The sequence below is a fragment of the Aristaeella hokkaidonensis genome, assembly GCF_018128945.1.
Taxonomy (GTDB): domain Bacteria; phylum Bacillota; class Clostridia; order Christensenellales; family Aristaeellaceae; genus Aristaeella; species Aristaeella hokkaidonensis.
In genome coordinates this window covers 553,637-571,626 of sequence record NZ_CP068393.1, presented here as the reverse complement: position 1 = coordinate 571,626, position 17,990 = coordinate 553,637, and the positions used below count along the sequence as shown (strand labels likewise).

Annotated in this window: 22 protein-coding genes; 9 read left to right on the top strand and 13 right to left on the bottom strand. The window is 52.2% G+C overall.

Annotation, left to right across the window (positions count from 1 at the left end):
- The first annotated feature begins 34 nt into the window (after positions 1-34).
- Entirely contained in the window at positions 35-571 is a 537-nt protein-coding gene (locus JYE49_RS02690) for an ECF transporter S component (RefSeq protein ID WP_093955939.1), read from the top strand.
- Positions 572-645: 74 nt separating this feature from the next.
- Here the strand turns inward: JYE49_RS02690 and JYE49_RS02685 are convergent, their stop codons facing one another.
- The gene (locus JYE49_RS02685; protein ID WP_093955938.1) at positions 646-954 is read right to left on the bottom strand and encodes a hypothetical protein; all 309 of its coding nucleotides are present in this window, start codon (positions 952-954) and stop codon (positions 646-648) included.
- A gap of 258 nt (positions 955-1,212) precedes the next feature.
- Between JYE49_RS02685 and JYE49_RS02680 the strand changes: the two genes are divergently transcribed.
- Positions 1,213-1,464: a hypothetical protein gene (locus JYE49_RS02680; RefSeq protein ID WP_093955937.1), complete on the top strand. Its 252-nt coding sequence runs from the start codon at positions 1,213-1,215 to the stop codon at positions 1,462-1,464.
- 46 nt (positions 1,465-1,510) lie between these two features.
- Here the strand turns inward: JYE49_RS02680 and JYE49_RS02675 are convergent, their stop codons facing one another.
- The 6 genes from JYE49_RS02675 to JYE49_RS02650 form a co-directional block, all read right to left on the bottom strand.
- On the bottom strand, positions 1,511-2,806 hold the full coding sequence (locus JYE49_RS02675) for an MFS transporter (RefSeq protein WP_093955936.1): 1,296 nt from the start codon (positions 2,804-2,806) through the stop codon (positions 1,511-1,513).
- Between the two features lie 140 nt (positions 2,807-2,946).
- Complete coding sequence (locus JYE49_RS02670; protein ID WP_093955935.1) at positions 2,947-3,534, bottom strand: PadR family transcriptional regulator; 588 nt, start codon at positions 3,532-3,534, stop codon at positions 2,947-2,949.
- Positions 3,489-4,220: a 4Fe-4S binding protein gene (locus JYE49_RS02665; RefSeq protein ID WP_283399285.1), complete on the bottom strand. Its 732-nt coding sequence runs from the start codon at positions 4,218-4,220 to the stop codon at positions 3,489-3,491. The genes JYE49_RS02670 and JYE49_RS02665 overlap by 46 nt, the downstream gene beginning before the upstream one ends.
- Positions 4,221-4,342: 122 nt before the next feature.
- Positions 4,343-4,786 (bottom strand): hypothetical protein, encoded by a 444-nt coding sequence (locus JYE49_RS02660; protein ID WP_093955933.1) that lies wholly within the window; start codon positions 4,784-4,786, stop codon positions 4,343-4,345.
- Between the two features lie 106 nt (positions 4,787-4,892).
- On the bottom strand, positions 4,893-6,362 hold the full coding sequence (locus JYE49_RS02655; protein WP_179217170.1) for an SH3 domain-containing protein: 1,470 nt from the start codon (positions 6,360-6,362) through the stop codon (positions 4,893-4,895).
- A gap of 89 nt (positions 6,363-6,451) precedes the next feature.
- Positions 6,452-7,114 (bottom strand): lysoplasmalogenase, encoded by a 663-nt coding sequence (locus JYE49_RS02650; protein WP_093955931.1) that lies wholly within the window; start codon positions 7,112-7,114, stop codon positions 6,452-6,454.
- A gap of 291 nt (positions 7,115-7,405) precedes the next feature.
- Between JYE49_RS02650 and JYE49_RS02645 the strand changes: the two genes are divergently transcribed.
- The 5 genes from JYE49_RS02645 (at position 7,406) to JYE49_RS02625 (ending at position 12,323) form a co-directional block, all read left to right on the top strand.
- Positions 7,406-7,846, top strand: a complete 441-nt coding sequence (locus tag JYE49_RS02645; RefSeq protein ID WP_093955930.1) for a LytTR family DNA-binding domain-containing protein — start codon at positions 7,406-7,408, stop codon at positions 7,844-7,846.
- Positions 7,843-8,307: a DUF3021 domain-containing protein gene (locus JYE49_RS02640; RefSeq protein WP_093955929.1), complete on the top strand. Its 465-nt coding sequence runs from the start codon at positions 7,843-7,845 to the stop codon at positions 8,305-8,307. The genes JYE49_RS02645 and JYE49_RS02640 overlap by 4 nt, the downstream gene beginning before the upstream one ends.
- Positions 8,308-8,532: 225 nt before the next feature.
- Entirely contained in the window at positions 8,533-9,738 is a 1,206-nt protein-coding gene (locus JYE49_RS02635; RefSeq protein ID WP_093955928.1) for a MalY/PatB family protein, read from the top strand.
- A gap of 295 nt (positions 9,739-10,033) precedes the next feature.
- Positions 10,034-11,239, top strand: a complete 1,206-nt coding sequence (locus tag JYE49_RS02630) for a GGDEF domain-containing protein (protein WP_093955927.1) — start codon at positions 10,034-10,036, stop codon at positions 11,237-11,239.
- 1 nt (position 11,240) lies between these two features.
- Positions 11,241-12,323 carry a protein kinase family protein gene (locus JYE49_RS02625; RefSeq protein ID WP_093955926.1) on the top strand — a complete coding sequence of 361 codons (1,083 nt, stop codon included), beginning with the start codon at positions 11,241-11,243 and terminating at the stop codon, positions 12,321-12,323.
- Here JYE49_RS02625 and JYE49_RS02620 read toward each other — a convergent pair whose 3' ends face one another.
- From JYE49_RS02620 to JYE49_RS02610, 3 genes are all read right to left on the bottom strand, one after another.
- Positions 12,324-12,959: a hypothetical protein gene (locus JYE49_RS02620; protein ID WP_093955925.1), complete on the bottom strand. Its 636-nt coding sequence runs from the start codon at positions 12,957-12,959 to the stop codon at positions 12,324-12,326. It lies immediately after the preceding gene.
- A gap of 165 nt (positions 12,960-13,124) precedes the next feature.
- Positions 13,125-13,682, bottom strand: coding sequence for a leucine-rich repeat domain-containing protein (locus JYE49_RS02615; RefSeq protein WP_093955924.1), 558 nt, complete (start codon positions 13,680-13,682; stop codon positions 13,125-13,127).
- Between the two features lie 20 nt (positions 13,683-13,702).
- Positions 13,703-14,305, bottom strand: coding sequence for a DNA-3-methyladenine glycosylase I (locus JYE49_RS02610; RefSeq protein ID WP_283399284.1), 603 nt, complete (start codon positions 14,303-14,305; stop codon positions 13,703-13,705).
- A gap of 129 nt (positions 14,306-14,434) precedes the next feature.
- Between JYE49_RS02610 and JYE49_RS02605 the strand changes: the two genes are divergently transcribed.
- Complete coding sequence (locus JYE49_RS02605) at positions 14,435-14,968, top strand: hypothetical protein (RefSeq protein WP_093955923.1); 534 nt, start codon at positions 14,435-14,437, stop codon at positions 14,966-14,968.
- Between the two features lie 76 nt (positions 14,969-15,044).
- On the opposite strand, the gene JYE49_RS02600 is transcribed toward JYE49_RS02605, so the two are convergent.
- The gene (locus tag JYE49_RS02600) at positions 15,045-16,271 is read right to left on the bottom strand and encodes a hypothetical protein (protein ID WP_179217169.1); all 1,227 of its coding nucleotides are present in this window, start codon (positions 16,269-16,271) and stop codon (positions 15,045-15,047) included.
- Between the two features lie 217 nt (positions 16,272-16,488).
- Between JYE49_RS02600 and JYE49_RS02595 the strand changes: the two genes are divergently transcribed.
- On the top strand, positions 16,489-16,680 hold the full coding sequence (locus tag JYE49_RS02595; RefSeq protein WP_179217168.1) for a helix-turn-helix domain-containing protein: 192 nt from the start codon (positions 16,489-16,491) through the stop codon (positions 16,678-16,680).
- Between the two features lie 158 nt (positions 16,681-16,838).
- On the opposite strand, the gene JYE49_RS02590 is transcribed toward JYE49_RS02595, so the two are convergent.
- Both JYE49_RS02590 and JYE49_RS02585 read right to left on the bottom strand, forming a co-directional pair.
- A complete protein-coding gene (locus JYE49_RS02590; protein ID WP_093955920.1) occupies positions 16,839-17,369 on the bottom strand; it encodes a flavodoxin family protein in 531 nt (176 codons plus the stop codon).
- On the bottom strand, positions 17,366-17,836 hold the full coding sequence (locus tag JYE49_RS02585) for a MarR family winged helix-turn-helix transcriptional regulator (RefSeq protein WP_093955919.1): 471 nt from the start codon (positions 17,834-17,836) through the stop codon (positions 17,366-17,368). The genes JYE49_RS02590 and JYE49_RS02585 overlap by 4 nt, the downstream gene beginning before the upstream one ends.
- Between the last annotated feature and the right edge of the window lie 154 nt (positions 17,837-17,990).

Here is a 17,990-nt window from a genome sequence, read left to right as displayed (position 1 = left end):
ACCAACACAAGCAAGGTTGAAGGAGGAACAGACCATGACGACCGCAGCTTATTCCGTCCGCAGGGGCTCCCTGATCTGGCTGACCATGACCGCCCTCTTTATGGGCATGAACATTATTCTTTCCCTGAGCGTTTTCAGTATCCCGGTGCCGGGCGGCCACCTGTATTTCTGCGACGTGGTGATCAACACAGCCGCCGTGCTGCTGGATCCCTTCGCCGCGTTCCTGGTCGGCGGCGTCGGTTCCTTCCTGGGCGATTTCTTCTTCTATCCGGCGCCCATGTTTGTCTCCCTGGTCACCCATGGCCTGCAGGCAGTAGTGGTCTCCCTGATTTCCCGTAAGGTGCTGTTCGGAAAGCAGGCTGCTTCTTCCGTCATCGGCGTCACCGTCGGAGCGATCATCATGACCATTGGCTATACCCTGGGTCGGGCCTATGTCTACTCCACGCCTGAGTATGCCATCCTGAAGCTTCCCTTTGAGATCCTCCAGGCCGGCTTTGGCGCGGTGGTTGCCATCCTGCTGCTGTACCCCATGGGACTGAGAAAACTTTTCGAAAAAACGGTCCGGAGATAAGCTCCGTTCCGGTTGTACAAAAAGGCGATCCGGCATCTGCTGCCGGATCGTTTTATGTTCAGGAGGAAAATCCATTATTTCTTCCTTTTCTCAGACCTGTCAAGGATGATCTTTTCAAATATTCCAAACACGAGGAGCACCCCGCCGAAGCCGAAGGCCGCAAGGAAGACCGGCGGAAGAAACAGGCACGGGATCAGCATGACCAGTCCCATCGCCAGCATCGGCGTCAGCCCTACCTTGCGCAGCAGCTCATATACGCGGCCCTGATATGCCCGGGGCTTTGTCCAACGCTCGATATATCCCGTCCCGCGGCTTTCCAGCATCTCGTTTTCTTCCATCTCGTCCATGAGGGCGAAATTGCTCCTGCCCCTGTTCTCACTCATAGCGGGTCACCTCCCCTTCCTGCAGTTTCCATTGTATCAGGTACCGTGTTTCAGTGTCATCACCATCCTGTAACAATGGTGTAAATAATAGCATTCCACAATACACATGTGACAAAGGGACAGCCCTGCTGTCACATTCACGCCGCCTATTCTACGTTTTGTAGAAAAATCATTTTTCATTTTATACGAACTGGGTGTTCAATCTCCATACCAGGCCGTTTATCATGATATCAGATCAAGCGAACGGAGGAAACGATGATGATGGCCATGACTACGATGAGCAACAACACTGTGAAGATGATGGGACTCGAAGGAAGCCGCCGGAATGCCCGCCGGAGCATTATCTCCAACCTCATGGCAAAAATCGGTGTCTTCCTCCGCAGCCGTCTCCAGGCCGGTTCCGAAACCCGCTGGAACCACACCCGGAACGAGAGCGAAGAATTGCTGCACCAGGCTCGCTGCATGGGCTGGGCGGTCAACAGCGTACTCAACACCCGGCGGATCTGCTGAGCGCAGCAAAAAGCGGCAGGAACTTTCACTCCTGCCGCTGCTTTTTTTATCTGTCGCTGTAATGGAATTGTTTCATCCGGTGACCCCAGACCAGGCAGTGGATCGTTCCCGCCACGCCCAGCACAAACATGACCACCGCCGCGCCGGAGCCTTTTCCCGAGCCAAAGAGGAAGGTCAGGGTCTCCACGGTTTCATACCTGGCCATGAAGGGTTCAAAGACGCTGTCCACCATCCATCCGCCCAGCAGCATCCCGATGGGGATGGTAAAGAACTGCAGCGAGTTCCGGCAGGCATATACCCGCCCCTGCAGCTCCACCGGCACGGTGCTCCGGAAGATCACATCATAGTTCGCGCTCATCACCGGAACAAGGATCCAGCCGACCACCTGGCTCAGGCACCAGATCCACGGAATCCGGCAGAAAGCCAGCAGGAAGTTCTCCACGCTCAGGGAGATCAGCATCGTCACATAGACCACCCGCATGCGGTTTTTCGGTCTGGGAAGAACCGAGACCAGAAGGCTTCCGAGGATCATGGCAATCCCTGAAAAGGCGGTTACAATCCCCAGCATGGACGTGCCGCCCCGTGGATTCGGGATCACGTAGCCGGGCAAAGCCGCGTCAAAGGCAGACGCCACCAGGTTGACGCCGGACATGAACAGGATCATGGTCAGGATCATGGGGGTGCGCTTCAGATACGCGACGCCCTCTTTGACCAGCACAGACATGCGCTCTTTCTGGGTTACCGGCACCTCCGGAATCCGGATCAGGAAAAGAAGCGCCAGGAACGCGATCGCAAAGGTGGCCAGGTCCACCGCAATCACCAGCTTCAGTCCGGCCAGTCCGTACAGGGCCGTCGCGAACAGCGGATTCAGGACGGAGATCATGGACCTGGACATGGAATGCAGCCCGCTCGCCCGCTGATACTGTTCCTTCGGGATCAGCAGGGTGGTTGCCACTTCCGAGGCCGGCTGCTGCACCGTGTTCATCAGGCCCGAGAAGGCATTGATTGCGTAAAGGTGCCACACTGCAAGATTGTCAGTCAGATACAGCACCAGCACCGTGACGGTGCACAGCGCCGCCAGCAGGTCGCAGACGAGCATGGTTTTTTTCTTGTCAAACTTGTCCGTCAAGGCGCCCGCAAAAATGCTCATAATGACGTAAGGTGCATATGAGCAGATGGTCAGCGCCGCCGTCTTCAGGGCCGATCCGGTGGTTTCATAAAGCCACAGGGTCAGCGCAAACGAAGTCATGGCACTGCCAAGCTGAGACAGACTCTGTGTGCTCCACAGAATCAGGAAGTCTTTTAAACCTTTTCCAAAAGATTTGATTTTATCGAATTTCATTTTTCCTTTGCTCCTATTTTTCTTATTTCTTTTTTAGAAGCAAAGTCTGAGGCTTATATTATTCCTCCATACAGTCCCTCAAACCCTGCATGGAGCCGAGACAACGGCCAGGAACATTTCCCCTTCACCTTTCCTTTTCTTTACATTAAAAGCTTTTTCGCTTTCACACACCATTTCAGATACGCTTCGTATGTTTCAATACCGAAGAGCACAGTCAGATAATAGTACAAATGATCCTCTTCCTGCAACACCTGCTCCAGGTTTTTCCGGAAAAACTGCAGGGCAGCCAGGTCCTTCTCTACCTGTTTTTCAAAGATCTCGATATTCCTGATAGTGACTTCCTTCCCGGCAGACCGGCCGAAAAAGAGCTTGACCAGGGTTTCATACTTCAGGTCATTGTCTGCTTTGGAATCCTTCAGCCAGCTTTCCAGCGTCTCCCTGCCCGCGGCGGTAATCCGGTACAGGATCTTTTCCCGGCCGGAGCCGGAAGACGCCCCGGTTTTCTCCACCTGCCCCGCCGCCAGCATGCCGCTCAGGGCAGGATAAATACTCCCGAAGCTGCCCTTCCAGAAGAAGCTGATCTCATGGTCAATCCGCTTTTTGATGTCATATCCCGTCATGTCTTCATGGGCCAGCAAGCCCAGAATCACCATATCAATCTTCCTGTCCTTCGGCATATCGTTTACCGCCTCCAGCTCATCCGGTATTTCAGCGCTTTCTTCGGGCATTCATCCACGCAGGCACCGCACTGTATGCATTCGGTGCACTTTGCGTTGATTCCTTTTTCCGTCATTGCTTTCACGTCCAGGCCCATCGGACAGACCTTGCTGCACTTTCCGCAGGAAACGCACTGCGTCCTGTCCGCCTCAATATGCAGTTGGGGCAGGTGCAGGAAACGGCCGACGGTGCTGCCGATCACCATGAAGGGCGCCATCCAGCACAGGTAATGGCAGGCGCCTCTCCTGCCGTGGATCAGGCCGGGCAGCACAAGGATCAGCAGCACTCCGTAGTATACCACATAGTTATGGATTTCCGTGACGGAGATACCGTGGTCCGTCTGGTAAAAGAAATCAACGGTAACCTTGTTCTTTCCGAGGATGAAGGTTACGATCACCAGGGTGATCCAGACGACCCAGATGACATATTTGATATTATTGCGCCAGCCCTGTTTCGCCGGCTTGTCATTGCAGCGAATCAGGCACTCCTGCATGCCGCCGGCCGGGCAGAGCCAGCCGCACCAGGCGCGGCCCAGGAACAGGGACGCAGCCAGCATGGCCATAAACACAAAGAAGCTGCCGTTCATGATATGTTCAGACGCGGCCTGGATAATCAGCGCCGGGGAAAAATACCAGATCGTGACCGGGAAAAGCAGGAATGCGATAAAGAGAATGGTTCTGCGTACTTTCTGTCTCATGACAATAAAACTCCTTCCACAATATATCATTTTGATATATTGTGGAAGGTATCATAATCCCCTTTTTATTTTCTGTCAAGTAAAAGGAAAAAGCTGACAGGATAATCTGTCAGCTTCGGAAATCAGTATGGATACTGGTAGAGGATCTTGACGTATTTGTCCATCCCGTCAAACAGCATCTTTTTCTGTGTTTCTTTGTCCACAGGATTCGATCCCATGCGGTCGTATGCATAGATGCTCATATCGTCCGGGGTATCCATCGACCATACACGGATATATTTCAGTTTTTCCGGATCATTGTTTTCCTCAACAAACAGCCGGACATATTCCGTTCCGTTTTCGCAGAAAACCACCTTTTCACCCCGCACATGCTCCCAGTTTACTTCCGACTGCTCCGCCCGTGTTTTGAGAAAAACCTGCGTATCTTCCGGCAGCTTAACGGCCTCGATGGCCCTTTCTGCCCGGCGGCACGAGATATAGGGCGCAATGACGCCGACGTAAACCCAGCCGATGATGATCAGTGCACATAATGCGATCACGGCGATTAAGAGCTTCTTCTCTCTCATATACGCTCTCCTTATTCATAAAAATTGTCACACGAAAAAAGCTGACAGGAAGTCCTGTCAACTTAACGATTGAAACCGCCTTTTTCTTCCTGATCCGGAAAACGCCTTACGGGAAGCTCAGGTAACGGCTCATCATATAACCGATTTCGCCCTTATATTTCACGATTGTCCAGATTTCCCCGCGCAGGAGGACCTCCACCTTCGTCTTCGCCTTCACCTGGTACAGCACCTTGGCTTCCGGATCGGGTTCCGTCCGCATACGGACCGCGGAGCTGACCTTGGCAAAGATGCCTGTTTCCGTATTCACAGGCTCCAGCACACCGCTTTTCCAGATCTCGATATAACGGCCGTCCTCCGTCTCGCACAGATAGATTTCGGTCGTGTCCGAATGGCTGCTCATGGGAGGCACAACGCCGAACACATTCAGCAGCGTTCCCGCTGGCAGCCCCGCGTATTCTCCATCTTCATAAAAGCGGACGCCCCTCTCATCCCCGCCCAGGTCCTGCTTCAGACGCACCTGGGTGATGCCGCTCTGCTCTATATTTTTACCGTCAAAGGACAGATACTCTTTCATAACACAACCGGTTAACCTGTATCCGCCGTTCGGACCGGTGAAAAAGATCACCGCCCACTGGTCGCTCTGGGAGATCACATGTACCGGTATGCCGGAACAGAGTTTCGCGTGGGAAACTGCGTCCTTGTCCGCGGAGTACCGGACGTTCAGCCGGTCCAGGACGCCTTCGCATTTCACCCAGGCCGTCGGATAGGAATGTGCTCCTTCCGGATCCAGGAAGCGTTTTTCCACAAACATCCCATACTCCAGCTGTACCCAGTCTCCCAGGTCCCGCAGAACCGTCACTTCCGTATTTTCTGTATATCCATAATAAGTGGACTGTTCATTGTATCCATTCGCCGAGGTCGTAAAGTATACCGGCTCTTTTTCGGAAGCATAAACTGTCTGAACCGGGAGTTTGTCATAGATAAATGGGAAATCGCGCTGTTCCGTCGTCAGGTCAGAAACTTTGCGTACCGCGTTTTTCGCCACAAAGCCCGCAGAATAGGCTTCCACCAGGTAATCGTTTCCAAATTCACCGCATACCCTGACCAGGGTGCCTTTCGCATGGCGGACCAATACATGTTTGTTCTGTGGTGTACTGTAAACAGGCGAATCGTCTTCAATGATCTCCGCCAGAAAGATATCGCAGGGCAGATTTTTTTCCCATTCAGCATAGTCTGCATCCCATTGATCGTTGTCCATTCCGTCGTGCCATTCCGGTTCCGGAATCTGGGAGGATTTTTTCAGATCGATCCACACCGAATAATTGCCGGTCAGATAGCATTCATATCTCCCGTTGGTCTGATCCAGGGACAGCTCGTTGTCATATCCGTTGTACAGGATTCCGGCCTTTGTTGATCCTGAAGAAGCCGTATACACGGAGATCCCGTTCCCTTTCTTCACCGCCACATGCAACGGGTTTGAGCCGGCCGACGCTGTCCCTGCCCACAGAAGCAGTCCAAAGAGCAGCAGCCATACCGGCACAAGCATAAAGAGACGTTTCTGTTTTGTGGTTTTCATCGTCAGCCACCTCCGTTTATTGAAACGGGATACAGCATCCATTTCTTCCCAATAAAAAACAGCAGGAAATACATTCCTGCTGCCGTTTCTCACTTCAAAAACATCAGGCTCAGGGCGATCAGGATCTGCCCGGCATAATACAGGCTGATGTTCGTTACCCGCAGGCTCTGCTTCGTTTCCTTGCCGAAGGTATTCAGGATGAGGACAATATCGCTGAGCAGGAACAGGATGGCTCCGGCTGCGAACACAGCATTGAAGGCGGACGGCGAAACAATCAGGTTCCCGATGGCCACGCAGTTCAGCAGTACAATCGCGCCGATATAGACCACGCCGAAGATCTTGAACGCCTTCTTTGCCGTGATCTGTCTGAAGATCCACGTCATCAGCAAGGCCGTGAGGATTACCGCGGCGATCACGCAGATCCACCAGTGCGCTGCGCCCTGCAGCACCGCAACCAGGTACAGGATGTGCCCGCTGAGGAATACCAGGATGCCGATCAGGAAGATGGGCTGTCCTTTTTCAGGAAAGACCAGACGGAGATTCAGCAGCACGTCCGCAATGGCGCCCAGCAGCAGGCCGGTTGTGATCAGCTGTGCGGTTTTCGACCCGTTGGAAAGCAGGAAACCCAGAATCACAAAACAGGCGGATGCCAGGCCCTTCAGGATTACCGCCGGAACATATTCCTTCTTACTTTCCTTCATCAGGAACAATACCATCAGGCACAGGCATACCGGGATCAGCGCATACATCATCGTCGAATCCTCCTGTATATTCTTTTGATTGTCTTTCTGTCTTTCAGTATCATATCACCCATCCCCTTACAGAGGCAAGGCAAAACATACTTTCACATCCGGGCGTAAGCACGGATATTTCACATTGAGCCGCAGGCTCAATATTTCACATTTGACGAAGTCAAATATTTCACATCGCGAAGCGATATTTCATCCGTTTATGTTTCTTTTTCGACCACTTGTCGCAAAACAGTGGAAAACCTTTCCCCTTTCCCATATAATGCAATCACCCGGGAGAAAGGAGCCAGAAAAGTGCAGGTTGAAGTCAGAATCGATCCATCGGTCACAGAACCAAAGGTGATTGTCATGGCAAATGAGCTCACGGAGGAAGTCAATGCCCTGGTACAGGCATTGTCTGAATCCGAGCCAAAGATGATCGCCGGTTTCCGTGAGGACACTGTCACCGTCCTGGATGAGAAGGATATCCTCAGGATTTATGCCGCGAACGGCAAGGTATATGCAGTGCTGCCCACGGGCGAATACCTGCTCCGGCTTCGCTTATACGAAGCGGAAGAGCGGCTGAAGTCCTCGCGGTTTGTGCGGATTTCCAACTCGGAAATCATCAACCTGAAAAAGGTCAGGAGCTTTGACCTGAGCTTTACCGGCACAATCTGCGTCATACTGGCTGACGGAAGCAAAACCTACGTTTCAAGACGTTATGTATCAAAAATCAAGGAGGTATTGGGCATATGAATAAACAGCTCTGGAATAAAGCGCTGCGGCGCGCCCTGATCGGCATGCCCATCGGACTGCTGATCAGCACCGTGATTACCATTATCATTTCCCTGTGCAAGGGAGACGGACATTACTATGCGGTTGTTCCCGCACTGATTGAGGACTGCGGCTCCGAAATCAACGCCGTGCTGATCCAGTTTATCTGTTCCCTGCTGTACGGCGCGGTCTTCGCCGGTGCAACCGTAATCTGGGAAACAGACTGGAGCCTGACGAAGATGACCGTGGTTCACCTGCTGGTGGTTGCCCTCATCACCCTGCCGATCGCTTACTTCATGCAGTGGATGAAGCACAGCTTCACCGGATTCCTGACCTACATCGGCATCTTCCTGGCGATCTACGCGGCCATCTGGATTATTGAGTACAACCGTATGCGCAAAGGCGTCAACGACCTGAACCGGAAAATGAAAGAGAACGTATGATCTTCACCGTCCGCTTCGCGCGGGCGGTTTTTCTTTTACAGAATCAGGAAACAACTTACTCTCATATCCGGCGTAAGCCCGGATATTTCACATTGAGCCGTTTGCGGCTCAATATTTCATATTTGACGGAAGTCAAATATTTCACAAATCAGCGAAGCTGATTTATTTCATTTACACCCTTACTCTATGCTATAATATTGTCATCTCTTATTTGGGAGGACTTACATGAAATACGATTTCACCACCCTTCCCGACCGCCGCGGAACAAACGCCATTGCCCTGGACGACATCGGCCATGAAGGCGCCCCCGGCGCGCCGAAGGAAGGCTTTGACGCCATCCCCATGTGGGTGGCAGACATGAACTTTGCCACCTGCCCCGCGATTCAGGAAGAGATTATCCGCCGGGTGCAGCACCCGGCCTTCGGATACTTCAATATTTCAGATAAATATTACCAGTCCATCATCCGCTGGCAGGAAAAACGTAACGGCGTTACCGGCCTGGAAAAGAAACATATCGGCTACGAGAACGGCGTGCTGGGCGGCGTCATCTCCACCCTGAATGTGCTTTGTTCCCGCGGAGACCCGGTGCTGATCCAGACGCCCCACTACATCGGTTTCACCCATGCCTTGCAGTATAACGGTTACCGGCTGGTGCACAACCCGCTGGTCAGGGATGCGGACGGCATCTGGCGTATGGACTATGAGGACATGGAAAAGAAAATCGTGGAGAACAAAATCCACGCGGCCATTTTCTGTGCTCCCCACAATCCCTGCGGCCGGATCTGGGAGCCTGAGGAAATCAGGAAGGCCATGGAGATCTTCGAGAAACATGACGTATGGGTGGTCTCGGATGAAATCTGGTCTGACCTGACTCTCAACGGACATAAGCACACTCCTGTTCAGTCAGTCTCCGAATATGCCCGGAACCACACCGCCGCCTTCTACGCCCCCTCCAAGACCTTCAACCTGGCCGGCCTGGTAGGCAGCTACCACATCATCTATAACGACTGGCTCCGGGATCGCCAGGCCAAGGCGTCCACCATGAGCGACTATAACAATATGAACGTCCTTTCCATGCATGCGCTCCTCGGCGCCTACAGTCCTGAGGGTGAGGAATGGGTGGATGAGCTCCGTGAGACCCTGAGCGGTAACATCAACTTCGCCTGTGACTTTATCCGGAATTACTTCCCGGGTGTCACACTCATGAAGCCGGAGGGTACCTATATGCTCTTCCTGGACTGCGAGGAATGGTGCAAAGCCCATAACCTGACCATTGATGAACTGCTGGTTCTGGGAACTGACGTGGGCGTCGCCTGGCAGCCCGGCTGGCTGTTCAACGGTCCCTGGAGCATCCGGATGAACCTGGCCCTCCCCCTGCAAAAAGTACAGGAAGCCTTTAACCGCCTGAAGCAGTACGTATTCCGGACATGATATTCAGGCCAGATCAAAAGCAAACCAAATCTGCGGTGTTCAGTTGTACTCCGCAGGTTTTTACAATTCTGTAAAAAAACGCTGAAACCGTTGAAATGTATGTACATAAGGCTTTTGGATTTACGCCTGATATGGTATAATAGTGACATGTCAGAAAGCATCCCAGTTACGGATGTAATATCCGGCACATGTGATAGACCGATTCTGACAGTTTTGGTGCAATCGTTTTCTCCAGGTCATTTTCGTCCCGGCGATTGACTGAAACTTTTGAATAAATAGTCAGGAAGTTGCTTTAATGTCCTACTCGACGACCGGCCTGCTGGCCTTGCTTGTTCACGTAATTGTTAACTACGACGTAATCCGAAATGCTCACTACCAGAAGGGCACCCCCGCCGCGGATTCCTACCGCGGCATGATCCTGGCAGTGATTCTGTTTTACATAGCTGATATTCTCTGGGGCATCTTCTATGATGCCCGTCTTATCACGCTTACAACCGCGGATACGGTATTTTATTTCCTGGCTATGGCCGCCACCGTATTCATGTGGACCCGGTATGTGTTCCTCTACCTGAAGCTGAACGGCAAGCTGATGCAGCTGCTTTCCATTGCGGGATGGATGTTCCTGGTACTGGTTGCCCTGGTGCTGTTCCTGAACATATTCGCACCACTGATGTTCTGGTTTGATCCCGCGGGCAACTATCACGGAGGCATGATGCGCAGCATCCTGCTGGGGCTTCAGGTGCTGATGTTCCTGTCCACCTCAGTGTATGTATTCGTTGTTGCCCACAAGGCTGAAAAAGTGATCAAACGCCATTACAAGGCCATCGGATCCTTCGGACTCACGATGACCGTGATGGTATCACTCCAGATCCTCTATCCCCTGCTTCCCATGTATTCCATGGGCTGTCTGCTGAGCGTCTGCATCCTGCACACCTTCGTTGTAGGCGACATGAAAGAAGACCGCCGGCGGGAACTGGAGGAAATGCTGGCCCGGGAGCAGCGCCAGAAGCTGGAGCTCGGCTCCGCCAGGCACCTGGCCTATACAGATTCTCTGACCGGTGTGAAAAACACCCACGCCTATGTTGAAACAGAGAAACACCTGGACGAGCGGATTGCTGAAGGCAGCATCCGGGAATTCGGTGTGGTCGTGTTTGACATGAACGGGCTGAAGCAGGTGAACGACACCCAGGGTCATGAAGCTGGTGACCGGTACATCCAGGAAGCGTGCAGGATGATCTGCAGGCAGTTTCAGCACAGCCCCGTATACCGCATCGGCGGAGATGAGTTTGTGGCCCTGCTGGAAGGTGAGGATTACCGGAACCGCAAGATCCTGATCTCCGCTTTTGAAACCCACGTGGAGATGAACATGCACTCCGGAAAGGCTGTGGTGGCCAGCGGGCTTGCCATCTTCCGTCCTGGCCAGGACAACAGCTACCGCCGCGTGTTTGAGCGGGCCGACCAGCGGATGTACGACCGCAAAGGCGCCCTGAAGGCAATGTAATATGAACTGTCCACAAGATTCTTTTCAGACAGGCGACCGGTTCCCCGAAGGGGTTCCGGTCCCCCGGCGTGCGGATATTATCCCGATCCTCAGGGATTACGGCGTTTCCTGTACAGGAGCAATACGACTGATCGATACTACGCGGAGCCCTTCTGATATCCGGTTGAACTATATCATCGGAAACAAGTGGGTGCTCCGTTTCTGTGTCGCACCGGATATGACAGAATCAAGGCTGGATGACCTGTCCCGGCTGGTGCAGAGATATCTGGAATCCGGTATCTGCTGTCCCCGTTTCCTGACTGATCCATTTGGCAAATACCTGCATTCCTGGAACGGAATGAAATGCTACCTGACCGAATATATCGACATGCCGCTTGCCGGCAGCGAGAATATAAAGAATAAACAGGAGCTTGTGCATGAGATACAGGCTTCCGTTGCCTGCTTTGCACAAAGAAACAAAAATGCAGATCTGTCGCCCGTTATGGGTATGTACAGTCTTTTTAACCTGTCCCCTTTTGACCTTCCCGGCGGCATTGATGAAAAGCAGGAGAACTTCAACACGCTGATCAGTCTCCTGAAGGATCTGAAGGAAGATGCTCTCACGGAGAAGCTGCAGGCACGGCATGAGGATATCCGGAGCAAACTGAAATCCGTATACAGAGAGCTGCCGAAGTGCGTCTTCCAGGGTGATGAAAACTTCTCCAACATCCTGATCGACGCGGATCAGCATTTTGCCGGATTTATCGACTTCAACCTGGCCGGAACAGAAGTCATTGTTAATCAGCTGGTCAATCTGGCAGGCTTCGATTACGATGAGGAAAACAAAGAACCGGAGACTGCAAGTCTCCGGCTGAATAAAGCGCTTCTTTCCTATCGGGAGCAAATGAGCGCCATGCTCCGGATCTATCAGGCTGATGATCTGGAAAGGCGGGCCCTCGTATGGTATGCCTGGATTGTTATGATTGCCCAATGGCCGGTATTATGCTATTTCAGGTATGCCCTCGGCACCGATCAGAAAAGTGAAATACTCAGCCTGCTTTCATTGATTGCCGAACTGCCCGAAGAGCAGCTGGCTGTCATCTGATTATTCCAGCACCGTCATCTCCACGGGGCAGATGATGCTCCTCCATTCGTCAATCTTCTTCAGGGCCTCCGCCTCTTCGATCTCCGCGTCATTCAGCGTCCAGGTGACGGTATCCGTATCGATATCGGTGAAGCAGATAATGGTTTCCTGCTCGCTCTTCTCCAGGCCGCGGATCAGGCAGTGCTCAAAAATGCTCTCAAACGCACTGTTGGCGCCTTCGAAATACAGGCCGTAGCATTTTTTGCCGCCCTCCGCCGTCAGGTACATGCGGTTGCGTTCCCAGCCCCGCTCAAACAGCTGGGCTTTGCCTTCCGCCATGGTCCAGATGTCAAAAATCCAGAGGACGTCTGTTTCCGGATCATAAGCGGTACGGCCGATCAGCAGCTCGTCTTCCCCGTCTTCATCCAGGTCCTCAAGCGCCCAGCCGACTTTCTGATTGCTGTAGTGGTTCTCCAGATAAATGACCGAATTGAAATCCTCATTTTCCAGCGTATCCGGATCCCCGGCCATGCCCTTCTTTACCATGTCCAGGACCTGCTCATAGGCCTCGGGCATGGTTTTTTCTTTTTCAGCCCCGGCCATGCAGGCTGTGCAGCACAGTACAGCGGTCATCAGCAAAAGACAAAGCTTCTTCATTCCATTAACTCCTCAACACAATCAGTTCTTATCCGGTTTTTCCGGATGCTTAATCAACGATCCGGTCACCTGTGTGCTTCCTGAAATAGAGCTTACGTTTTCGTAATGGAGCCGTGAGCATCATAATATGTTGTTCTTTTACCCCGCACATCTTCCGCTGCGGTTTCATTCCTCATACCTGCATTCCATGCCGTTTTCCTTGCAATACTGTTCCGCATAGCTTCCCCTGCCCACCGTAACGCTTTTCAGGTCAAGGCAGTTCTGGAACGCATCTTTCCCGATCCGCTCCACCGAATCTGGCAGGTTCAGGTCTTTCAGCGCGGCACAGTTGTGAAAAGCCAGGGTGCCGATCTGGGTCACCGTATCCGGCAGCCGGACGCTGAGCAGCTCCGGATGGCCGGAAAAAGCGCAGTATCCGATGGAGGTGACCCCGTCCTGAACCACAACATGTTTTATATCTTCCAGGTCCCAGGGGCTGTTTGTACCGATGGAAGCGCTGTCCGGCTGGCCGCCGTATTTGGTGCGATGGATCTCGCTGTAATTGTCCATTGATCCGGTTCCGGAAATGGTCAGCGTTCCCTGTTCAAGCTTCCAGGACAGATTTTTGCCGCAGCTTCCCTCGCCGGCAGACGGAGCTCGTCCCTTGTCGTGGAGTACAAAAAACAGGGCCAGCAGTACCGCGCACAGCAGACAGGCAATCAGGGCAAACTTCCGTGTTTTCATCCGTGCTTCCTCCGTCCATCTTATCCTTCCCGGTCCCTGCGCTTCCGCACGGTGGGATTGATCGCGTTGATCCGCTGATAGCAGGGGCAGTTCTGATCATGGTCATTCACGATGCCGCAGGCCTGCAGGTGGGCATAAACCGTTATACTGCCCATATACTTGAAGCCGTATTGCTTCAGTTCCTTCGCGATCTCGTCTGACAGGCCGTTCCTTGCCGGGATGCCCTTGCTTTCATGGCCTATATACAGAACCGTCTTTCCGCCTGTATGCTTCCACAGCCAGTCGCAGAAGCTGCCATGTTCCGCCCGGATCTTCTGAAAACACCGGGCATTGTTGATCACCGCCTCAATCTTCTGGCGGGATCGGATCATGCCCTCCGTATTCAGGATGCGTTCCACGTCCGCCTCGTCATAGGCTGCGATCTTATCATAATCAAATCTGTCAAAACAGGCGCGGAAGATTTCTCTCTTTTTGAGCATGAGGGACCAGGACAGGCCGCACTGCATGGCCTCCATCATCAGGTGTTCAAACATCTTCCGGTCGTCGTGCACCGGCACACCCCATTCCGTATCGTGGTAAACCTTCATTGCCTCAAAGGTGAATCCCCAGTCGCAGTTTCCCATCTGTGATCCTCCGTTTTGATTTCTGCACCCATCATACCACGGATTTCCCGTGTAGGAAAAGACAAAAGGTTCGCTTAAGCTTTCCCGTCTATACTGTATGCATAAAGCATCGAAACGGAGGATATGCCCATGAAAAAACTGCTGCTGATCCTGATGGTTCTCTGCCTGTGCCTGACGTCTGTCATTGCCTTTGGTGATGATTATGAGGATGAACATGATTATGCTGTTTTTCTCGGAGAAGACCAGACTCCCTACGATCTCTTCGTGATCACAAAGCTGAACTACGGCGAGGATCACAAGGTCACCTCTGTCACCGGCCATTATGAGAGGGTCACCACAACCGAGGATCTGGAAGACAGCCCTGAGGAAGCGCCTGATTCTGAGCGTACCTATCCCCTCGCGGCGGACTTCTCCGCCAACATGCTCAGCAACATTTTTGAGGAATTCGATCTGGTACCCGTCACTGACCTGTATGAATGGTACATTGACGCCTACATCGGTCGCGCCGGTTATGACGGCCATGAACTGGTCTTCACCTGCGATATGACAGATGAGCAGCTGGAAGAGGAATGGGCAGACTTCTGGTTTGTCACCACCCAGATCGTCCTGAATGACCAGGAGGAAATCTCCTACATGCAGTATGCCTATGTCCCCTGGGCCTGAAACTCCCGGTTAACAAGCAGCGGCCAGGAGGTGACTGTCTGTCACTCTCTGGCCGCTGTTCTCGTCTGTATGCTGTTTACAGCTCCGGTATTTTAACCAGGAATTCATCCATAGTTTCTTCGTTCACAGCTCCTTCAACCATATCCCGTACACCGACAAATGCCATCGCCCACAGACCGTCTTTCATCGGGAGAGGGTAAAGCGTCAGGAGCTCCGGATTGATATCTTTTTCACCTTTCAGTTTTTCAGTATATTCTGCCAGCCTCTCGAAATCTTCCTGTTTGGGCGTCATTTCAGTGACTCCCAGCTCTTTTCCGTTCTCATCAAACCAGTGAAAATGCCAGGGCTCGTTGATCGTATATCCCTTTCTGTACATCATTACGGTTTTTCCGTTGCACACCGTCATGTTATAGCACCACTGACTGTATTCATCCTCCACTTCGCTGCTCCACAGGAGATTGCCATCACCATCCAGTTTCGCCAGCGCGGTTTTATATAGATCTTCACCGAATGCATCCCGTGCAATACAGCTGGACAGCACGACCAGATAACCGCCGTCTTCCGTTTGCACAGGATAGTATATATCTATGACATCGTTTTCCCGCCAGGGATTCTCCAGTTTTTTCTCCCAGAGTATATTCCCCTGGGGATCCATCTTTGTCACTTCATTCACCAGGGGAGTTTTCGTCAGGCTTTCCCCGAACAGGATCAGACCGTCTTCCACTTCAAGCATGTTTCCTGGAAAAAGTGAGCCGTCATACCGTGCGACCGTTTTCCCGTCCCAGTCAATCAGTTCAGTCCAGTATTCCTTTGTTCCGTCTTCCTGTTCTTTCTCATGGCTTATCAACAGCCTGGACTGTGTAGTGTTGAGGATCGTTGAATCGTGATCCGTCATCAGGTTGATGATCTTTCCGGTAGGTTTTCCGTCCTGCGTAAAGAATCTGAGCGATTGCTCAACAATTGTGTCATCCTTTAACACAAAGTACCAGACGCCGATGGTTCCATCCTCCAGCATCTGAGCTCTGCGAATCGTGCTGTTGTTTACTGCTTCATCCAGATAATCCCAGCACACAGTCCTGTCTTCATTCAGGCACAGGAGCCGGGCACATTTTTCTTCTTCATTGTCAGATACCGCCCGGGTACCGGACAGCAGGATCCGTTCATCCGGCAGCATGCCGGAAAGATACAGCAGATCACAGCCTTCTCCACCCAGGTCAATCATGTTTTCAGCCGCCGCTGAGCCGATCATCAGTACTGCGCACAGGCAGGCTGTCATTATCCTCATCATCAGATTGCGCTTCATACACTTCCTCCTTTCCCGTTGTCGGGCTGTCATTGATTCAACGTTTTACCCTGAGAATCTGTTCCCTGACGCTTTCGCACGGGAAGAATCCGAACTCCCCGTTCGTTCATATAGTATGTTCACTGATTTCACAATCAGTTCACTGCGTTTTCACAAAAGAGAATTATGCTTTATTCAGATGATCAGAGAAAGTCAAACAACGACAGGAGGTATATCAATGTTTGCCGAGAAGATCAGGGAATTAAGACAGTCCCGCAATTTGAGTGAAGCTGCGCTGGATGAAATCTTCGGTCTGATGCGCGGCACCGTGTCCAACTGGGAACACGGGTTTTCTGTTCCGGATGAGGAGCTGATAGACGACATTGCCGACTACTTCAAGGTCAAGCGGTCCGAGCTGATCGGTGCCTGACGCTGCAGTCTCCTTTCCATGTAAGAAGGAGGCCTTCCCTCTTGAACATAAAGGCATTCATGCATCGGTACCTGCATGAATGCCATCTTTGCGTTGAATTGTCGCTGACAGATCGCCGCCAGCAAAATACCCGGCTTCATTCCAAAGCCGGGGTTTTCTTATGCTTCCAGGTAAGCGACGATTGGTTCAATATACCGGATATCCGCCAGGTCATGGTTTTGCGCAATGAATTCTCCCATTTCCTTTTCCTTGGCTGTCGCGTTCTTCCTGTTCTTCAGGGACTTTGCGAACAGTTTCATGGCCATCCTGTACGGAACGCTCATCCGTTCATAATTGATACCGCCCTGGCAGTAGAACGCTTTGATATACTGCCGCTGTTCCTCCGTCAGAAGCTGCTTCAGGGCTTCCGCCACCTCCGGTGTGCCGTCCGGGCTGCAGCCGACAGCGAAAACAGCCAGTTTCTTTCCTTTCCAGCCGGGAGCTTTGCCCAGGTACCAGGAAGACTTCGCCACTTTCCCTGCCATGCACCATCCGCCGTAAACGATGGCGTCATATCCGTCGAAGAAGCTGTTCTCCTTCTTCTTTGCTTCCTTCAGGTCCAGGATGTCCGCGTTCATTCTTTCCGCAATCCATTCTGCATACCGTTTTGTAAAGCCTGTCTGGGAAGTGTAGATCACAATTGTTTTCATAGTTTGCATACATTCCTTTCCATTGCCATGATTGTTTCTATGGTGGTTATCAGTTTGCTTTCTTCAATGCCTTCAAAAATGCGGCCGATGATTGCCTGGCTGGGCGCGTCGTTTTTCTCGCAGAACTCGCGGCACTGATCCGTGAGCACAACCCGCTGCTTCCGCCGGTCCTTCCCGTCCGTTGTCGTGGAGACAAAGCCCTTACGCTCCAGCTTCAGCAGGATCTGCTTCACGTTCTGGTGGGAGCTGCCCATAATGTCCGCAAGATCATTCAGCGTGGGCGGCTCTTTACACAGCTTGATGCAGATGATGGCAAAGAACTGCTTCCAGGTGATCTCCTTCATAAAGCTGTCCGCGGAAGCCTGGTACCGGTTATCAAAGGCGCTCAGCAGGCCCAGCAGGAACGCCTGTGGAGGCATCTGCCCGAACTCTGCCTTGCCCATTTCCATCGCTTCATCATAATTCATCTGATCTGCTCACCTTCTTTCTGCAAACATGTAATATATTACATGTTTAGAGTATATGTAACATATTACTTATTTTCTGTCAACCCTTTTCTGCTTGTTTCCAAAAAGAAGAACCGGCCTTTTCACAGGCCGGCTCCGGTAAAAACGTTATACA

Bases quoted from the DNA above. Each gene is read 5' to 3' on its own strand.
- JYE49_RS02690 (WP_093955939.1), top strand. From the start codon at position 35: ATGACGACCGCAGCTTATTCCGTCCGCAGGGGCTCCCTGATCTGGCTG.
- JYE49_RS02685 (WP_093955938.1), bottom strand. From the start codon at position 954: ATGAGTGAGAACAGGGGCAGGAGCAATTTCGCCCTCATGGACGAGATG.
- JYE49_RS02680 (WP_093955937.1), top strand. From the start codon at position 1,213: ATGATGGCCATGACTACGATGAGCAACAACACTGTGAAGATGATGGGA.
- JYE49_RS02675 (WP_093955936.1), bottom strand. From the start codon at position 2,806: ATGAAATTCGATAAAATCAAATCTTTTGGAAAAGGTTTAAAAGACTTC.
- JYE49_RS02670 (WP_093955935.1), bottom strand. From the start codon at position 3,534: ATGCCCGAAGAAAGCGCTGAAATACCGGATGAGCTGGAGGCGGTAAAC.
- JYE49_RS02665 (WP_283399285.1), bottom strand. From the start codon at position 4,220: ATGAGACAGAAAGTACGCAGAACCATTCTCTTTATCGCATTCCTGCTT.
- JYE49_RS02660 (WP_093955933.1), bottom strand. From the start codon at position 4,786: ATGAGAGAGAAGAAGCTCTTAATCGCCGTGATCGCATTATGTGCACTG.
- JYE49_RS02655 (WP_179217170.1), bottom strand. From the start codon at position 6,362: ATGAAAACCACAAAACAGAAACGTCTCTTTATGCTTGTGCCGGTATGG.
- JYE49_RS02650 (WP_093955931.1), bottom strand. From the start codon at position 7,114: ATGATGTATGCGCTGATCCCGGTATGCCTGTGCCTGATGGTATTGTTC.
- JYE49_RS02640 (WP_093955929.1), top strand. From the start codon at position 7,843: ATGAATAAACAGCTCTGGAATAAAGCGCTGCGGCGCGCCCTGATCGGC.
- JYE49_RS02635 (WP_093955928.1), top strand. From the start codon at position 8,533: ATGAAATACGATTTCACCACCCTTCCCGACCGCCGCGGAACAAACGCC.
- JYE49_RS02630 (WP_093955927.1), top strand. From the start codon at position 10,034: ATGTCCTACTCGACGACCGGCCTGCTGGCCTTGCTTGTTCACGTAATT.
- JYE49_RS02625 (WP_093955926.1), top strand. From the start codon at position 11,241: ATGAACTGTCCACAAGATTCTTTTCAGACAGGCGACCGGTTCCCCGAA.
- JYE49_RS02620 (WP_093955925.1), bottom strand. From the start codon at position 12,959: ATGAAGAAGCTTTGTCTTTTGCTGATGACCGCTGTACTGTGCTGCACA.
- JYE49_RS02615 (WP_093955924.1), bottom strand. From the start codon at position 13,682: ATGAAAACACGGAAGTTTGCCCTGATTGCCTGTCTGCTGTGCGCGGTA.
- JYE49_RS02610 (WP_283399284.1), bottom strand. From the start codon at position 14,305: ATGGGAAACTGCGACTGGGGATTCACCTTTGAGGCAATGAAGGTTTAC.
- JYE49_RS02605 (WP_093955923.1), top strand. From the start codon at position 14,435: ATGAAAAAACTGCTGCTGATCCTGATGGTTCTCTGCCTGTGCCTGACG.
- JYE49_RS02600 (WP_179217169.1), bottom strand. From the start codon at position 16,271: ATGAAGCGCAATCTGATGATGAGGATAATGACAGCCTGCCTGTGCGCA.
- JYE49_RS02595 (WP_179217168.1), top strand. From the start codon at position 16,489: ATGTTTGCCGAGAAGATCAGGGAATTAAGACAGTCCCGCAATTTGAGT.
- JYE49_RS02590 (WP_093955920.1), bottom strand. From the start codon at position 17,369: ATGAAAACAATTGTGATCTACACTTCCCAGACAGGCTTTACAAAACGG.
- JYE49_RS02585 (WP_093955919.1), bottom strand. From the start codon at position 17,836: ATGAATTATGATGAAGCGATGGAAATGGGCAAGGCAGAGTTCGGGCAG.